Source organism: Streptomyces sp. NPDC021212 (genome assembly GCF_044332925.1).
In the GTDB taxonomy this organism is placed as follows: domain Bacteria; phylum Actinomycetota; class Actinomycetes; order Streptomycetales; family Streptomycetaceae; genus Streptomyces.
On sequence record NZ_JBIRPZ010000003.1, the window covers coordinates 654,474 to 669,219 of the forward strand.

General features: G+C 70.4%; 13 protein-coding genes. 3 read left to right on the plus strand and 10 right to left on the minus strand.

What is annotated here, in order from left to right; genetic code table 11:
- Positions 1–92 precede the first annotated feature (92 nt).
- Positions 93–1,634 carry a phosphate ABC transporter substrate-binding protein gene (locus ACH4SI_RS11225; RefSeq protein WP_398295105.1) on the plus strand — a complete coding sequence of 514 codons (1,542 nt, stop codon included), beginning with the start codon at positions 93–95 and terminating at the stop codon, positions 1,632–1,634.
- Between the two features lie 78 nt (positions 1,635–1,712).
- Here the strand turns inward: ACH4SI_RS11225 and ACH4SI_RS11230 are convergent, their stop codons facing one another.
- The 5 genes from ACH4SI_RS11230 to ACH4SI_RS11250 all read right to left on the minus strand — a co-directional run bounded on the left by ACH4SI_RS11230 (position 1,713) and on the right by ACH4SI_RS11250 (position 9,595).
- Positions 1,713–3,299, minus strand: coding sequence for a M4 family metallopeptidase (locus tag ACH4SI_RS11230; RefSeq protein ID WP_398295107.1), 1,587 nt, complete (start codon positions 3,297–3,299; stop codon positions 1,713–1,715).
- Positions 3,300–3,451: 152 nt separating this feature from the next.
- Positions 3,452–5,092 (minus strand): M4 family metallopeptidase, encoded by a 1,641-nt coding sequence (locus tag ACH4SI_RS11235; RefSeq protein WP_398295251.1) that lies wholly within the window; start codon positions 5,090–5,092, stop codon positions 3,452–3,454.
- A gap of 267 nt (positions 5,093–5,359) precedes the next feature.
- Complete coding sequence (locus ACH4SI_RS11240) at positions 5,360–7,594, minus strand: M4 family metallopeptidase (protein WP_398295253.1); 2,235 nt, start codon at positions 7,592–7,594, stop codon at positions 5,360–5,362.
- A gap of 418 nt (positions 7,595–8,012) precedes the next feature.
- The gene (gene pepE, locus ACH4SI_RS11245) at positions 8,013–8,738 is read right to left on the minus strand and encodes a dipeptidase PepE (RefSeq protein WP_398295109.1); all 726 of its coding nucleotides are present in this window, start codon (positions 8,736–8,738) and stop codon (positions 8,013–8,015) included.
- A gap of 44 nt (positions 8,739–8,782) precedes the next feature.
- Entirely contained in the window at positions 8,783–9,595 is an 813-nt protein-coding gene (locus tag ACH4SI_RS11250) for an IclR family transcriptional regulator (RefSeq protein ID WP_398295111.1), read from the minus strand.
- A gap of 102 nt (positions 9,596–9,697) precedes the next feature.
- On the opposite strand from ACH4SI_RS11250, the gene ACH4SI_RS11255 reads away from it, so the two are divergent.
- The gene (locus tag ACH4SI_RS11255) at positions 9,698–10,660 is read left to right on the plus strand and encodes a DUF1177 domain-containing protein (protein ID WP_398295113.1); all 963 of its coding nucleotides are present in this window, start codon (positions 9,698–9,700) and stop codon (positions 10,658–10,660) included.
- A gap of 318 nt (positions 10,661–10,978) precedes the next feature.
- Here the strand turns inward: ACH4SI_RS11255 and ACH4SI_RS11260 are convergent, their stop codons facing one another.
- The 5 genes from ACH4SI_RS11260 to ACH4SI_RS11280 form a co-directional block, all read right to left on the minus strand.
- Positions 10,979–11,227: a hypothetical protein gene (locus ACH4SI_RS11260; protein WP_398295115.1), complete on the minus strand. Its 249-nt coding sequence runs from the start codon at positions 11,225–11,227 to the stop codon at positions 10,979–10,981.
- Between the two features lie 258 nt (positions 11,228–11,485).
- On the minus strand, positions 11,486–12,211 hold the full coding sequence (locus tag ACH4SI_RS11265) for an SDR family NAD(P)-dependent oxidoreductase (protein ID WP_398295117.1): 726 nt from the start codon (positions 12,209–12,211) through the stop codon (positions 11,486–11,488).
- Between the two features lie 90 nt (positions 12,212–12,301).
- Positions 12,302–12,967, minus strand: coding sequence for an NAD(P)-dependent oxidoreductase (locus ACH4SI_RS11270; RefSeq protein ID WP_398295119.1), 666 nt, complete (start codon positions 12,965–12,967; stop codon positions 12,302–12,304).
- 36 nt (positions 12,968–13,003) lie between these two features.
- Entirely contained in the window at positions 13,004–13,351 is a 348-nt protein-coding gene (locus ACH4SI_RS11275) for an NAD(P)H-dependent oxidoreductase (protein WP_398295121.1), read from the minus strand.
- 88 nt (positions 13,352–13,439) lie between these two features.
- The gene (locus ACH4SI_RS11280) at positions 13,440–14,156 is read right to left on the minus strand and encodes a DsbA family protein (RefSeq protein ID WP_398295123.1); all 717 of its coding nucleotides are present in this window, start codon (positions 14,154–14,156) and stop codon (positions 13,440–13,442) included.
- Positions 14,157–14,262: 106 nt separating this feature from the next.
- On the opposite strand from ACH4SI_RS11280, the gene ACH4SI_RS11285 reads away from it, so the two are divergent.
- Positions 14,263–14,670 carry a winged helix-turn-helix transcriptional regulator gene (locus tag ACH4SI_RS11285; RefSeq protein WP_398295125.1) on the plus strand — a complete coding sequence of 136 codons (408 nt, stop codon included), beginning with the start codon at positions 14,263–14,265 and terminating at the stop codon, positions 14,668–14,670.
- Positions 14,671–14,746: the final 76 nt, after the last annotated feature.

Genomic DNA, 14,746 nt, shown 5'->3' on the forward strand with positions numbered 1-14,746 from the left:
CAGTACGGGATGTTTTGGCCATGGCCGCCCGATGTCCGTTTTGGGATCGTACATTCTCCCCCCAAGACATGCGTCCGACGGGGGATATGGACATGGAGTGGCTGGAACAGCTGCTGGCTCCGGAGAATCTGCTGGCGCTCCTCGGTGTCGTCGTCACGCTCGGCGGACTGTCGTACGAGCGGCTGATCCCGGGGCGGAAACGCATCGGGTTCCGCGTGCAGATGGACACGCTGATAGACGACAGCGCCGAGGACGGGCAGCTCCATCAGCGGCTGGGGATGCTGGAGAACACCCCGGATCTGGCCGGGGCCTCACTGGTGCTGCTGCGCATCGAGAACGACGGCTTCCGCAGCATCGACGCGGACGACTACATCACCGCGCCGGCGACGAACCACCGCGGCCTCACCGCGACCTTTCCCAATCGCACCGTGCGGGACGTGGCGGTCACCGAGCCCAGCCATCCGGATCTGCTGCGGCATCTGCCACAGCGCGGCACCCCGGAGAACCCCGGGCTCGTCTGCGCGGGCAACGAGATCTCCCTGCCGCGGGTGCCGTTGAACAAGGGCGACCACTTCAAGCTGCTGGTGCTGCTGACGGGCGCCGGAACCGACAAGCCGCCGCATGTGGGCGGGCGCATCAAGGAAGGCAGGATCCGGAACAACGAGAAGTTCCGGCGGCCCAGCAACCGGGTGCTGGGGCTCATCGGGAGCCTGCTGGCCCTGCTGCTCTTCCAGTCGTTCAGTTCGCAGCTGTGGCAGGACGATCCGCCGCCGCGCGGATGCGCCGCGGGGACGTTGACGGTCGTCGGCTCGACCGCGTTCAGCCCGGTGGCACGGGATCTCGGCAAGGCGTACGAGAGCGACTGCCGGGGGGCCACGGTCGAGGTGCGGGCCGAGGGCAGCGGGCGCGGTACCGGCACGCTGCGCGAGGCGGGGGAGGCGGCGAAGAGCGGGTTCCCTTCGTACCTCGCCTTCTCCGACGGCCCGGACGGGGAGGGGGACGCGAGGCTCAAGGAGCATCTGGTGGCGCTCTCCGTCTTCACCATGGTGGTGAACAAGGACGTACCTCTGCCGGATCTCTCGCTCCGGGACCTGCGCGAGCTGTACGCGGGCCGGATCACCAACTGGAAGCAGCTGCCCGGCGGCCCCGACATCCCGGTGCGACTGGTGAGCCGGGACGCGAAGTCGGGGACGCGCGGAGTGTTCGAGGACCGGGTGCTGGGCGGCAATGAGATCTCACGGACCTCCGACAACTGCCGGACCCCGAATTTCGCCAAGGACACGGCCGTGCGCTGCGAACTCGACAGCACCCAGGAGGTGCTGAAGACGGTGGCCCGGACACCGGGCGCGATCGGCTACGCCGAACTGCGCTCCGCCGAGGAAGGCGCCGCCGGGGGCGACGTCCGGCTGCCGCGGCTGGACGGCCGGGTGGCCTCCATCGAGACGGTGCGGACGCGGACGTACCCCTTCTGGGAGCCCGAGTACGCGTACACCTACACGCGGCCGCCCGCGAACTCCCTGACCTCGAAGTTCCTCGACTATCTCGCGGGGGACACCGGACGGAACGTCATCGAGAAGCACGGTCATCTGCCGTGCTCCGTCCCGGAGAACCAGCGGGCCTGTCAGGCGGGTTGAGGGGCCGCGGCCGCTTCCGGCCGGGCGGGTCACGGGACCCGCCCGGCCGATCGTCAGCTCAGGGCATCGGTCAGGGCGTCACTTGACGTTGACGCCGCCCCAGGCGTTGTTGACCGTCTTGTACTCGGTGCTGTTCGCGCCGTACAGCTTCTTCGCGGCGTTGAGCGTCGCGGTGCGCGCCTTGGCATAGTTGGTGGTCGAGGTCATGTACGTGGTCAGGGCCTTGTACCAGATCTTCTCGGCCTTGGCGCGGCCGATGCCCTTGACGACCCGGCCGTCCTTGGTCGGGCTGTTGTACGTGACGCCACCGATCACCTTGCGGCCACTGCCCTCGGCCAGCAGGTAGAAGAAGTGGTTGGCGATGCCGGACGTGAAGTGCGGGTCGTCCTCGCCGACGCCGCTCTTCCAGTAGTCGTAGGACAGGCCGTCCTTGCTGGGCTTGTCCATGTAGCGCAGCGGGGTGCCGTCGCCGTTGATGTCGATCTTCTCGCCGATGAGGTAGTCGCCGGGGTCCTTGGCGTTCTTGGCGTAGAACTCGACGGCGGTGCCGAAGATGTCGGACGTGGCCTCGTTCAGGCCGCCGGACTCGCCGCTGTACTCCAGGTTGGCGGTGGCCGAGGTGAGGCCGTGGCTCATCTCGTGGCCGGCCACGTCGAGCGAGGTGAGCGGCTTCTTGTCGCCCTCGCCGTCGCCGTAGGTCATGCAGAAGCAGTCGTCGTCCCAGAAGGCGTTGACGAACCCCGTGCCGTAGTGGACGCGGGAGTAGGCCGCCTTGCCGTTGCCCTTGATGCCGTTGCGGCCGAGGACCTTCTTGTAGTAGTCCCAGGTCATGGCGGCGCCGTAGTGGGCGTCCACGGCGGCGGTCTGGGCGATGGTGGGCTTGCCGTTGCCCCACACGTTGTCGGCGTCGTAGAACGCCGAGCCCTTGCCGCTCTCCTTGTGCTTCAGGTTGTACGTCTGGTGGCCGCCGCGCGCGGTGTCCTTCAGCAGCCACTGGCTGCCGCTCTTGACCGAGCCGACGGTGACCTTGCCGTTGTGCTGGCCGGTGCCGGTGCCGGTCTCGATGGCCTGGTACTCGTACAGCTTCTTGCCGCTGTCGGCGTCCGTGATGACGTGCAGCCGGTTCGGCGTGCCGTCCTTCTGGAGGCCGCCGATGACGGTCTCGTACGCCAGGACGGGCTTGCCGGTGGCGGCCCAGATCACCTTGCGCGGGGCGCGCTCGGTGGTGGCGCCGGTGACGTCTGCGGCCTTCGCGGCGGCCAGGGCGGTCCGCTGGGCGGCGGAGGCGGCGAAGGAGGCGCGGGTGTCGGCCACCTTGATGGCCGCGTCGGTCGCCTTGGTGACGCCCTCCTTGGCGCCGCTCGGCGCCTGGTGGACGATCAGGTCGCCGCCGAGGACGGGGAGCCCGTCGTAGGTGCGCTCGTAGCGGGTGTGGACGGAGCCGTCGGCGTCCTTGACGACGTCACGGACGATCAGCTTCTCCTTGCCGCCGAGCCCGAGGGACGCGGCGGTGTCGGACTTCGGAGTGGCCGCGCCCGCGGGGGCCGCGGTGGCACCGGCGGCGAGCAGGGAGGCGGCCAGGGTGGCCGCTCCGGCGGCGAGGGCGGTACGCGAGCGTCTGTGACGGGATATACCGGATATGGCAGACGTCGAGCGTGAATCCACGCGTATCTCCTGTTGTCATGGGAGGTTGGCCGATGTATCGGTCAACCGGGCAAAGATGTGTCTTTGCTGTGAAGAAAACATACCGGTGCCCGGGGACAATCCCCGGGCACCGGCCGCATGTCGTGCGTTACGCATCGGTAACGCCGTTGCTGCTACTTGACGTTGACCCCGGCCCAGGCGGCTTCCACGCCCTTGGACTCGGCGCTGTCCTTCCCATAGAGGTCGTTCGCGGCCTTCACGGTTGCCTCACGCGCCGCGTGATAGTCCGTCGTGGAGGTCATGTACGTGGTCAGGGCCTTGAACCAGATCTTCTCGGCCTTGTCCCGCCCGATGCCCTCGACCTTCTTGCCGTCGGAGGTCGGGCTGTCGTACTTGACGCCGCCGATCTCCTTCGCGCCGCTGCCCTCGGACAGCAGGTAGAAGAAGTGGTTGGCGACACCCGAGGAGTAGTGGACATCGAGGTCGCCGACCTTCTCGGACCAGGCGTCCGCGGACTGGCCGTCCTTGCTGGGCTTGTCCATGTAGCGCAGCGGGCTGCCGTCGCCGTTGATGTCGATCTTCTCGCCGATGAGGTAGTCGCCGGGGTCCTCGGTGTTCTTGGCGCTGAACTCGACGGCGGTGCCGAAGATGTCGGAGGTGGCCTCGTTGAGGCCGCCGGACTCGCCGGTGTACTCCAGGCCCGCGGTCTTGGAGGTGACGCCGTGGGTCATCTCGTGCGCCGCGACGTCGATGGCGGTCAGCGGGGCCTTGTTGCCCTCGCCGTCGCCGTACGTCATGCAGAAGCAGGAGTCTTCCCAGAACGCGTTGACGTAGTTGTCGCCGTAGTGGACGCGGGACGTGGCGGCCTTGCCGTCGCCGCCGATGCCGTCACGCTTGTGGACGGTCTTGTAGTAGTCCCAGGTGGTGGCGGCGCCGTAGTGGGCGTCCACGGCGGCGGTCTGCGGGTCGTCGCCCTTGCCGTTGCCCCAGGCGTCGTCCTCGTCCGTGAACGCCTTGCCCTCGCCCTCCTCCTTGTTGTCCAGGTTGAGGGTCTTGTGGCCGCCCCGGTCGGCGTCGGTCAGGGTGAAGCCGCTGCCCTCCTTGGAGGTGCCCAGCTCCACCTTGCCGCTGTACTCGCTCTGGCCGCTGCCGGTTTCGACGCCCTGGCGCTCGTAGAGCTTCTTGCCGGTGGCCGCGTCGGTGATGACGTGCAGCTCGTTCGGGGTGCCGTCCTTCTGGACGCCGCCGACGACGGTCTCGTACGCCAGGACCGGCTTGCCGGTCGCGGCCCAGATCACCTTGTGCGGGGTCCGCGCCTTCGCCTGCGTGGTGTCGTCCGCCTCGGCGGCCTTCACCGCGGTCCGCGCGGCGTTGCCGGGGGCGGCCTCGGCTCGGGTGGTGGCGACCTTGACGGTGGCCTCGGTGCCCTTGCTGACGCCGTTCACCTTGCCGCTTCTGGCCTGGTGGACCACCAGGTCGCCGCCGAGGACGGGGAGTCCGTCGTAGGTGCGGTCGTAGCGGGTGTGGGTGGTGCCGTCGGCGTCCTTGATGACGTCCTTGACGACCAGCTTTTCCTTCGCGCCGAGGCCGAGGGTCTTCGCCGTGTCGGCCTTGGTGGCGTTCGCGTCGCGCAGCAGCTCGGCGCGGGCGGACGCGGTGAGCTTGGCGGGCAGGGCGCCCGCCCTGGCGTCCGCGTCGGCCGGTGCGGCACCGGCCGATCCACTGGTCAGTCCGGTGGCCAGTAGCGCCGCGGTGGCGACAGCGGCACCGGCGGTGATCGCCGAACGGCGCCTGCCGCCCCCGGATATGGGCATGCTGAAGGTCTTGCTCACGCTAACTCCCTCGTTGCTGTGGGGGGTCAGTGCCGGGCAGCGGGAAGCGCGGCGCGGCACTGAACAAGAGGTACTGGTGCGTAATGCGTGGGCAGACTGTCACACAAGTCGCAGACATGTCACGGGTTTCCTGGCGGGTCTGGCAGAAATTGTTCATGTACTTGCGCATGGAGACGCCGCCAGGAGGAGTCGGGTCACTCCTGGCGGCGCCTGGTTCTGGTGTGGTGGTGTGGGTGTTCCTGCGTTACGTCAGAAGGTCAGCTTCCAGCCGTTGAGGGTGCCGGAGTCCGACGAGTAGACGTCCTGGACCTTCAGGTTCCAGGTGCCGACGGCGGTCTCGGACGAGGCGTCCACGGTGTACGTGGCCTTCACGTCGTCCGCCGAGTCGAAGATGCTGGAGTTCTTGAGCCGGTAGGCCGTACCGTCCGGGGCGATCAGGTCGATGACCAGGTCACCGCGGTAGCTGTGGGTGATGTCCACGGTCACCTGGAGGGCGGACGGGGCGTTCCCGGCGCGGCTCACGGTGATCGGCGAGGTGATGGCGTCGCCACCGTCCGGAATGGCGAAGTCCGTGGTGTTCTCGAAGACGTTGCCGCCGGTGGTGTTGACGGTCCAGGTGAACGACGCGGTGCCGGTCCTGCCCGCCGAGTCGGTCACCGTCACGGTCACCGCGCTGGAGCCCTCGGTGGTCGGGGTGCCGGAGATCAGGCCGCTGGCGGAGTCGAGCGCGAGGCCCGCCGGCAGCCCGGTGGCCGCGTAGCTCAGCGCGCCCGGGTTGGAGCTGGTGGCCTTGATCTGCACGCTGGTGGCCTGGCCGACGATGCTGGTCTGGTCGCCGGGTGGGGTGACGGTGACGCCGTCGGAGATGCGGGCGCCGACGTTCACCCCGGCCCAGGCGTTCGCCACGGCGTTGTACTGGGCGCTGCCCTGGCCGTACAGCTCGCCCGCCGCCCACAGCGTCGCCTCGCGCGCGGCGGCGTAGTTGGTGTTGGACGTCATGCGCTGGCTGAGCGCCTTGAACCAGACCTGCTCGGCGGCGGCCCGGCCGATGCCGGTGACCGGCAGCCCGTCGGAGGTCGGGCTGTTGTAGCTGACGCCGTTGATGACCTTGGCGCCGCTGCCCTCGGAGAGCAGGTAGAAGAAGTGGTTGGCGATACCGGACGAGTAGTGCACGTCCACGTTGCCGACGCCCGAGTACCAGCTGTCCTTGGACGCGCCGTCCTTGCTGGGCTTGTCCATGTAGCGCAGCGGGGTGCCGTCGCCGTTGATGTCGATCTTCTCGCCGATGAGGTAGTCGCCGACGTCGGACGCGTTGTCGGCGTAGAACTCGACCGCCGCGGCGAAGATGTCGGACGTGCCCTCGTTGAGGCCGCCGGACTCGCCGCTGTAGACCAGCTTCGCGGTGGCCGCGGTGACGCCGTGGCTCATCTCGTGCGCCGCCACGTCGATCGAGGTCAGCGGCTTGGCGTTGCCGGAGCCGTCGCCGTAGGTCATGCAGAAGCAGGCGTCCTGCCAGAAGGCGTTGACGTAGCCGCTGCTGTAGTGGACCCGGGAGTACGCGCCCACGCCGTCGCCCCGGATGCCGGTGCGGCCGTGCACGTTCTTGTAGTAGTCCCACGTCTCGGCGGCGCCGTAGTGCGCGTCGACCCCGGCGGTGGCCGCGTCGGAGGTGGTGCCGCTGCCCCAGACGTCGTCGGCGTCGGTGAACAGGGTGCCGGTGCCCGAGGTGCCGCGGTTGAGGTTGTACGTCTTGTGGCTGCCGCGCCCGGTGTCGGTCAGGTTGTACGAGCCCGCGCTGCCGGAGGTGCCGAGGGCGACCTGCCCGCTGTACTGGCTGTTGCCGGTGCCGTTCTTGACGCCCTGGTACTGGAACAGCTTCTTGCCCGTGGCCGCGTCGCTGATGACGTGCAGCTCGTTGGGCGTGCCGTCCTCCTGGAGGCCGCCGACGACGGTCTCGTACGCGAGCGTCGGCGTGCCGGCCGCCGCCCAGATCACCTTGCGCGGCGCCCGCTCCGCGTCGCTCTTCCGCGAGCCCTGCGCGTTCGCCGCCTTCACGGCGGCCTGCTCGGCGGTGGCGGGCTTGACGGCGGCGGTGGTCGTCGCGACCGTCAGCCGGGCCTTGGTGGCCTTCGCGACCGTCTCCACCGCGCCGCCCTTGGCGCGGTCCACGACCAGGTCGCCGCCGAGGACGGGGAGCCCGGCGTAGGTGCGTTCGTAGCGGGTGTGGGTGGTGCCGTCGGCGTCCTTGGTGACGTCCCTGACGACCAGCTTCTCCTGGGCCCCGAGGCGCAGCGTCTTCGCGGTGGCGGCCTTCGCCGAGGCGGTGTCGGCGGCGCGGATCAGCGCGGTGCGGGCCGTGGGGGAGAGCTGCGCGGGCAGCGCGCCGGGGCGGGCCTTGGCGGCCATCGTGCCGCCCGCACGGGCCGCGGCCTCATCGCCCCCGCGCGCGGTCGCGGGGCCGGTCTGGACACCGACGACGATCATCGCGGCGGCGGCCACCAGGGCGCCGGTCGCGGCGCCGCGTCGGTGGGATGTGCGAGGTCTGAGGTGCCGTTGGGGGAAGGGTCTCACGCTGACTCCTTCTGCGCTGGCCGCGCGAGGTGGCGCGGCCGTCCGGGCAGGACATGGCGGAGCACGTGGTACGGGTGCCTCCGGCGTTACCGGGTTCGCCCGGCCGCAGACGAAGGACTGGGCGAGGCCACGGTGCGACCGGGGGTGTGGGGGGTGGCCCGAGGGCGGTGATGAGCTGTGCTGCACCTCGGTCGAGGGAAGAGTGCCATCATTGGACTCGACCTGTCAGGGGCGCGACAACAATGTGACCGGAAAGTGTCCGTTGACAGATGTGCTCTATCCGCATATCGGATAGCGGAGTTCAGTCCGAGCCATCTGCACCGACGCGCGCTCAGGTGGTGTCGAACCGTGGCGTCCCGTCGAGCAGCGCGCTCAGGTCGTCGCCCGGCCGCAGCTCCGACGGTTCCCCACCGCGGCGGAAGAGCACGGCCCCGGCCTCGATGCCGCCCAGGGTGAGCCGGTCGCCGTCGCGGCGCAGCCAGGTGCCCTCGCGCAGGCCGAGCACCGGCACGTCGTTCTCCTCCAGGAACTGTTCCAGGCGCTGGGCGCGGGTCTCGCCCATGTGGGCGGTGTCCGGGCGGGCGTCCAGGTAGTGCGGGTTGATCTGGAACGGCAGCAGGCCGAGCGCGTCGAAGCTCGGCGGCTGGACGATGGGCATGTCGTTGGTGGTGCGCAGGGTCGGGCAGGCCATGTTGGTGCCGGCGCTCGACCCCATGTAGACCGCGCCCCGTTCGACCCGCTCGCGGATCGCGCGCACCAGGCCGTGCCCGTGCAGAGCCTTGAGCAGCCGGAAGCTGTTGCCGCCGCCGACGAACACCGCCTCCGCCTCCCGTATCAGCGCGGCCGGGTCGGCGGCGGTATGGGCGCCGGTCACCGTGATGCCCAGCGGTTCCAGGGCGCGGGCCACCTGGGCGGTGTAGGCGTCGTGGTCCGCCAGCGCGTACGGCACGAAGACCCGTTCGCGGGCGCGGCCCAGCGCGGAGGCGATCTCCTCCAGGGCGTGTTCCAGGTAACCGCGGCCGGGCGCGGTGGAGTTCGACAGCAGCAGCAACTGCATGAGGGGCCTTTCCGGTACGTACGTAGGGGGCGTCAGGGACGCGGTCAGCGCAGGCCACGGCGCGGGACCTGCCGCGGCCGGGCCGGGGTCAGCAGGCTGCCCAGGTCCGCCGCGCCCTGGAGCAGCGGGGCCACCAGGTCGTCCCGGCGCGGGCGCAGCACCTCCTGGGTGGCGGCCAGCGTCAGGGTGCCGACCGGGCGTCTGCCCACCAGGACCGGCGCGGCCAGCGCCGCGGTCTCCGGATCGTACTCGCCCTCGGAGTACGTGAAACCCTCGCGCCGCACCTGGGCGAAACGCTCCTCCAACGCCACCGGGTCGGTCAGCGTGTGCTCGCTGAACCGGGCCATCGGGCGTCCGTAGATCAGCGCGGCCCGGTCGTCCGCGTTGAGCATGCCGAAGTACGCGCGGGAGGTGGCCCCCGCGTGCGCCGGGTAAAGCTCGCCCGCCAGCACGTAGTAGCGCAGCGGCCCGGTCGCCCCGTCCACCGCGGCCACACAGCGCATGTGCACCCCGTCCGGGACCGCGAACAGCGCGTTCACCCCCGCCTCCCGGGCGAGGACCGCCAGCGCGGGCCGGACCAGGCTGGCCATGCCGCCACCGCGCTCCCACACCCGGGACAGATGCCAGACGGCCGGGCCCAGCCGGTAGCGGCGGGTGCGCCGGTCGGAGACCAGGAAGCCCCGGTGGGCGAGCGCGGCCAGCAGCCGCTGCGCCACCGACTTGTCGAGGCCGAACTCGGCGGCGACCTCCATCACGCCCCACTCCGGGCGCTCCCGGTCGAAGGCGAGCAGGACGTTCAGCACGCGGTCCGCCGTCTGGAGCGGCGGTGCGCCGGTTACGGGGGTCTCGTCGGACATGACGGAAGCGTAAACATTCCCGCATAGAGAGAAAACATTGCGCCCTGGGTCACACCGGGCGGACGCTGGCCGCCCCCCCGCTCCCCCCCCCGAGAGGCCCCCGTGCTCAAACACGTCCTTGAGATCATCGAACTCCTCGACCGCCCGCAGACCAGCGGCGCACTGCTCGCCGAGCATCTGCGCGAGGTCCAGGTCGCGGCCGGCGCCGACCCCCAGCAGGCGCCGGAGATCGAGGTGCGCACCGTCGAGGGCGACCAGGGCAGCACCGACTTCGTCTCCGTGACCGTCCCCGGCCGCCACGGCAAAACCGGCGGCGGCGACGCCCCCACCCTGGGCGTCCTCGGCCGGCTCGGCGGGGTGGGCGCCCGCCCCGAGCGGGTCGGGCTGGTCTCCGACGCGGACGGCGCGGTGGCCGCCCTGTCCGCCGCCGCCAAGCTGCTGGACATGCACGCCCGGGGCGACGTCCTGGACGGCGACGTCATGATCTCCACTCATGTGTGCGGGGACGCCCCCACCCGTCCCCACGACCCGGTGCCGTTCATGGACTCCCCGGTCGACACACTGGTGTGCAATCGCGAGGAGATCTCGTCCGCCATGGACGCGGTCGTCTCCATCGACACCACCAAGGGCAACCGGCTGCTCAACCACCGCGGTGTCGCCCTGTCCCCGACGGTCCGCGAAGGCTGGATCCTGCGCGTCAGCGAGGACCTGGTGGGCCTCCTGGAGACCGTCACGGGCGAGCCCGCGCGCATCCTGCCGATCACCACCCAGGACATCACCCCGTACGGCAACGGGGTGCACCACATCAACTCCATCCTCCAGCCCGCCGTCGCCACCTCCGCCCCCGTCGTCGGCCTCGCCGTCACCGCCGCGACCGCCGTCGCCGGATGCGCGACCGGCGCCAGCCACGAGGCCGACATCGCGGCCGCCGCCCGGTTCGCGGTCGAGACCGCCAAGGAGTTCGGCCGCGGCGCCGTCCGCTTCCACGACCCCGAGGAGTTCGCGCGGCTGGTCGGGATGTACGGACCCATGACCCACCTCCAGGCCCTCACCCCCACGGGGTGAACCCGCCTGGGGCCTGCCCTCCCCGTCCCCGCAGGAGCCCCACGTGAACCCGAAGTCCCCGGCCGCCGCCCCAGCGGCCACGGCCGCTCCACCGGAGCGGCACCCCAGCGCCTTCGAACCCGTCACCCTCGTCCTCACCGTCGTGATGTCGGTGCTCGGCGCCCTGATCGGCATCGTGCTGATCACGTCGCTCGGCGTGTCCCCCAACACGGCGGTGATCGGGGCCCTGGTGGCGATGCTCATCGGCCGCGTCCCGGTGGGCGTGCTGCGGCGGATGCGGTTGGTGACTTTCCGATGCTGCTCACCGACGATGGGCTGCTACACCTGCGCCAAGCGGTCGAGGAACTGTCCGACGAGGTGCAGTCCGGTGCGCAGGGTCTCGGCCTCGTCGGCGAAGCCGATGCGTACGGTGTGTTCGATGTCGAATGCGGCGCCGGGGGTGAACATGACGCCGGTCTGCTCCAGCAGGCGGGTGCAGAGCTCGTACGAGCCGATCGGTGCGTTGTAGCGCAGCAGCGCGGTGGTGCCGGAGGCGGGACGCACGTAGGTGATCTCGTCGCGGCGCACCAACGCCGTCCTCGCCTCCTACCGGCAGGGCAACTTCGAGACATGACGACGTCCGGGCCCTGGTCGACGCGTACCTGTCCAGGGTGGAGAAGGGGGAGGCGGACCGACGGGCTCGCGAGGCGGGCGAGCGGTGACAGGCGCGGATCGTACGCCCTCGGCGACGAACCGAGCCTGAACCAGCGGGCCCCGGGCAACTGGTCTGTCCCCGGCCGCGGACTGTGCGTGGTCCGTGGCCGGGGCCGGAGTTCAGGGGCGTGATCAGGCGGCGTCGTACTCGGGGAAGAGCTGCTCGACGCGGTCACGCTTGGTGTACATGTCCCAGTACTGGTCGGCCAGCGCGTCCGGGTCGACGAGCGGGCCCGTGCCGGTCGAGCCGGTCTCGGCCAGGCTCTTCGCGGCGAGTTCGCCCATCTCGCTCCGGGCGATGAACGCGGCGATGGACAGGGTGCCGGCGTAGATGCCGGCGTCGGCCAGCTCGCCGTTGAGCGAGAAGAGCCAGTTGCGGGCGGCTGCCATGAGCGGGCCGACGCCGCTGGCGAAGGGGCGCGGGAAGCCGGCCGTGGCGCCGGTGGTCATCAGGAAGGCGCCGTCGCCGCGCTCGTTCCACTCCGGCAGCACGGCCTGGGCCACCTCGACCGGGGTGAGCAGGAGCAGCGGGCTGTCCTTGCGCAGGGTGGCCGCGTCCAGCTTCGCGGCGGGAGCGAAGGCTTGCTCGCCACTGATCGGACCGTACTCGACCACGTCGATGCGACCGAAGTGGTCACGGATGGCCTGGACCGTGGCGCCGGCCTGCTCGGGCTTGGACAGGTCGGCGGTGAAACCGGCCGCGTCGATGCCTTCGGCCTTCAGCTCCTCGACGAGGGCGTCGAGACGCTCCTTGCCGCGGGCGACGAGCGCCACACGGAAACCCTCGCGGGCGAAGCGGCGGGCGACGGAGGCGCCGAGGCCCTTGCCGGCGCCGAAGATGGCGATCACCTTGGACATGGGATGTTCTCCTCTTCACTGTTCGGATTGCGGTGCGGTGGTGGGGTGGGGTGGAACAGGGTCCGGTTCATGGCGGACCGCCCGAGGGCGTCAGCCGCGGGTGTTCCAGACCAGGGGCGCCCTGCGGATCCAGGCGTCGTCCTCGATCGTCTGGACGATGAACTGGGCGAGGTCGGCGCGGTTGATCCGGGCGCCCGGCTTCTCGGAGTCGGCCTCGGCGGCCCGCACGGGACCACTCAGGGGCTTGTCGGTCAGGGCGACGGCACGGGCCAGGGTCCAGTCGATGCCGGACGAGGCGCGGACGACCTGGTCGACGCCGGTGTGGTCCTCGAAGCCTGCCTTGATGTTCGACAGCTTGATGAACGCCTTGACCAGCGGGTTGAGCCGGGCCCAGTCGTCGCCCGCGCCCTGCGAGGACGTCAGCACGATGCGGCGGATGCCCTGTTCGCCCATGACGGTGAGCGTGTTGCGGGCGGCGTCGGTCATGAGCATCGGCGGGCTGACCGGCTTGGCCCACGGGTTGTCGGAGGCGCGGGCGTTGCTCAGCACGCTGATCACCCCCTCGGTGCCTTCGGCGGCCCGGCGGATGTCGTCGATGTTCGCGGGGGTGCCCTGGATCAGCTCGACGCCGGCCGGTGCCTGCACCTTGTCGGGGTTGCGGACGAGGGCGCGGACGTGGTGGCCGCGCTGGGCCGCGTGCTCCAGGACGTGGGCGCCGGTACGGCCGCTGCCGCCGAGGACAAGGAGGTTACTCATGGTGATCAAACGCCTTTCGGGCAGTTCAGGGGTGGATCAGGCGGCCGGCCGACCGGTCAGGGCAGAGCCCAGGCGGCGGGCCTCGTCGTGCGCCTTCGTCATGGACGCCTCGTGCATCGGCAGCAGCGGAGCCATCATCGGCACGTATGGGGCCATGGTCAGCTCCGGCAGAATGATGTTGACGTCGAGGCCGAGGGTGGCCTCGCCCAGGAGGCGCTCCAGGGTGGGCACCAGGTGGTCCATGCCCTCCTTCGGGGCGCCCGGGCCGTAGCCACCGCCGCGGGCGGAGATCACCGTGGCGGGGCGACCGGCCACCGGCGAGGGGCCCGCGTGGCTCAAGGTGCGCCCGGCGACCATGATCTGGTCCAGCCACGCCTTGAACACCGACGGCATCGTGGAGCAGGTGCGACATGAGAGGTTTTGGGCCTTTCCAGCGTCGGATGGTGGATGCCGTGGTGCTGAGCCGCTGGGTTCAGGTGCGCTCGGGGACGGCGCAGCCGTCCGGTCCGCAGGCCGGGGCGTCGCCCGCGTCGTCGGCGAGGGTGAGGGGGTGGCTGTCGTCCCAGGCCTTGCGCAGCACCTCAAGGAGGCTGTCGCTGTCCTGGGCACCGGGGATCCCGTAGCGGTCGTCGACGACGATGAACGGCGCGCCGGTCGCCCCCAGGCGCTGGGCGCGGGCCGCGTCGTCGCGGACCTGCTGGCGGTAGCGGCGGTCGGTGAGGGCCTGGCGGGTCTGCTCGCGGTCCAGGCCGAGTTCGTCGGAGAGCCCCAGGAGGTCGTCCAGGGAGAAGACCGGCTCGGCCTTGCCGAAGTGGGTTGCAAAGATCGCGTCCCAGGCCTCGCGGTTCTTGCCCTGGGCGCTGGCGTGGGCGAGGAACTCGTGCGCCAGGTCGGTGTTGCCGACCTTGTTGTCCAGCACCTGGTACGGGCTGAGGCCCTCGCTGGCGGCGAGCTTCTCGATCCGCCGGGTCGAGGTCTCGGCCTGGGTGCCGCCCATACCGTGCTGGCGGAGCAGGGCCTCGCGGACGGAGAAGGTGTCCCCCTCGGGGAAGCTGCTGCTGAGCGGGAACGAGTGGTGGACCAGTTCCACCTCGTCCGCGTGCTCGAACCGCTCGATGGCCTTGGCCACCCGGTGGTTCCCCAGGCTGCACCAGGGGCAGGTCACCTCGGACCAAATGTCCACCTTCATTCACGCACCTCCATTTCTTACGACTTGTTCGTAACGCCATGATGGACCAGTATGGAGAGCGATACAAAAGGCACATCGGTGTGCGTTCCGGAGATGGGTGTGAGTGATGCGAGCAGTGGATGCGACAGAGATGGTGGGGATCGGGCCCTGCGCGGCCATTCCGGTCGAGCACATGGCGTTCATCCGGCAGACCCTGGACCGGGTGGGCGACAAGTGGAGCCTGCTGCTGATCGCGGTCCTGGAATCCGGCCCGCTGCGCTACACCGATCTGCAGCGGCAGATCCCCGGCATCTCCCAGCGCATGCTCAGCCGCACCCTGCGCCAGCTCCAGCAGGACGGCCTCGTCGACCGCAAGGCGTACCCGGAGGTGCCTCCGCGCGTCGAGTACACCCTCACCCCGCTGGGTCGTGGCCTCTACGACATTGTCACGTCCCTGATCGCCTGGGCTGCCGACAACCATGATGAGATCCGCGCCAACCGCGAGCGCGCAGAGGCGGAGGCGGCCCGAGGGTGAAGGGGGGCGGGCGAGGTCGCAGGTGCCGCTGCGTGAGGGGTCCGGGATACCGATCCTGGACCCCTCACACGTTCAT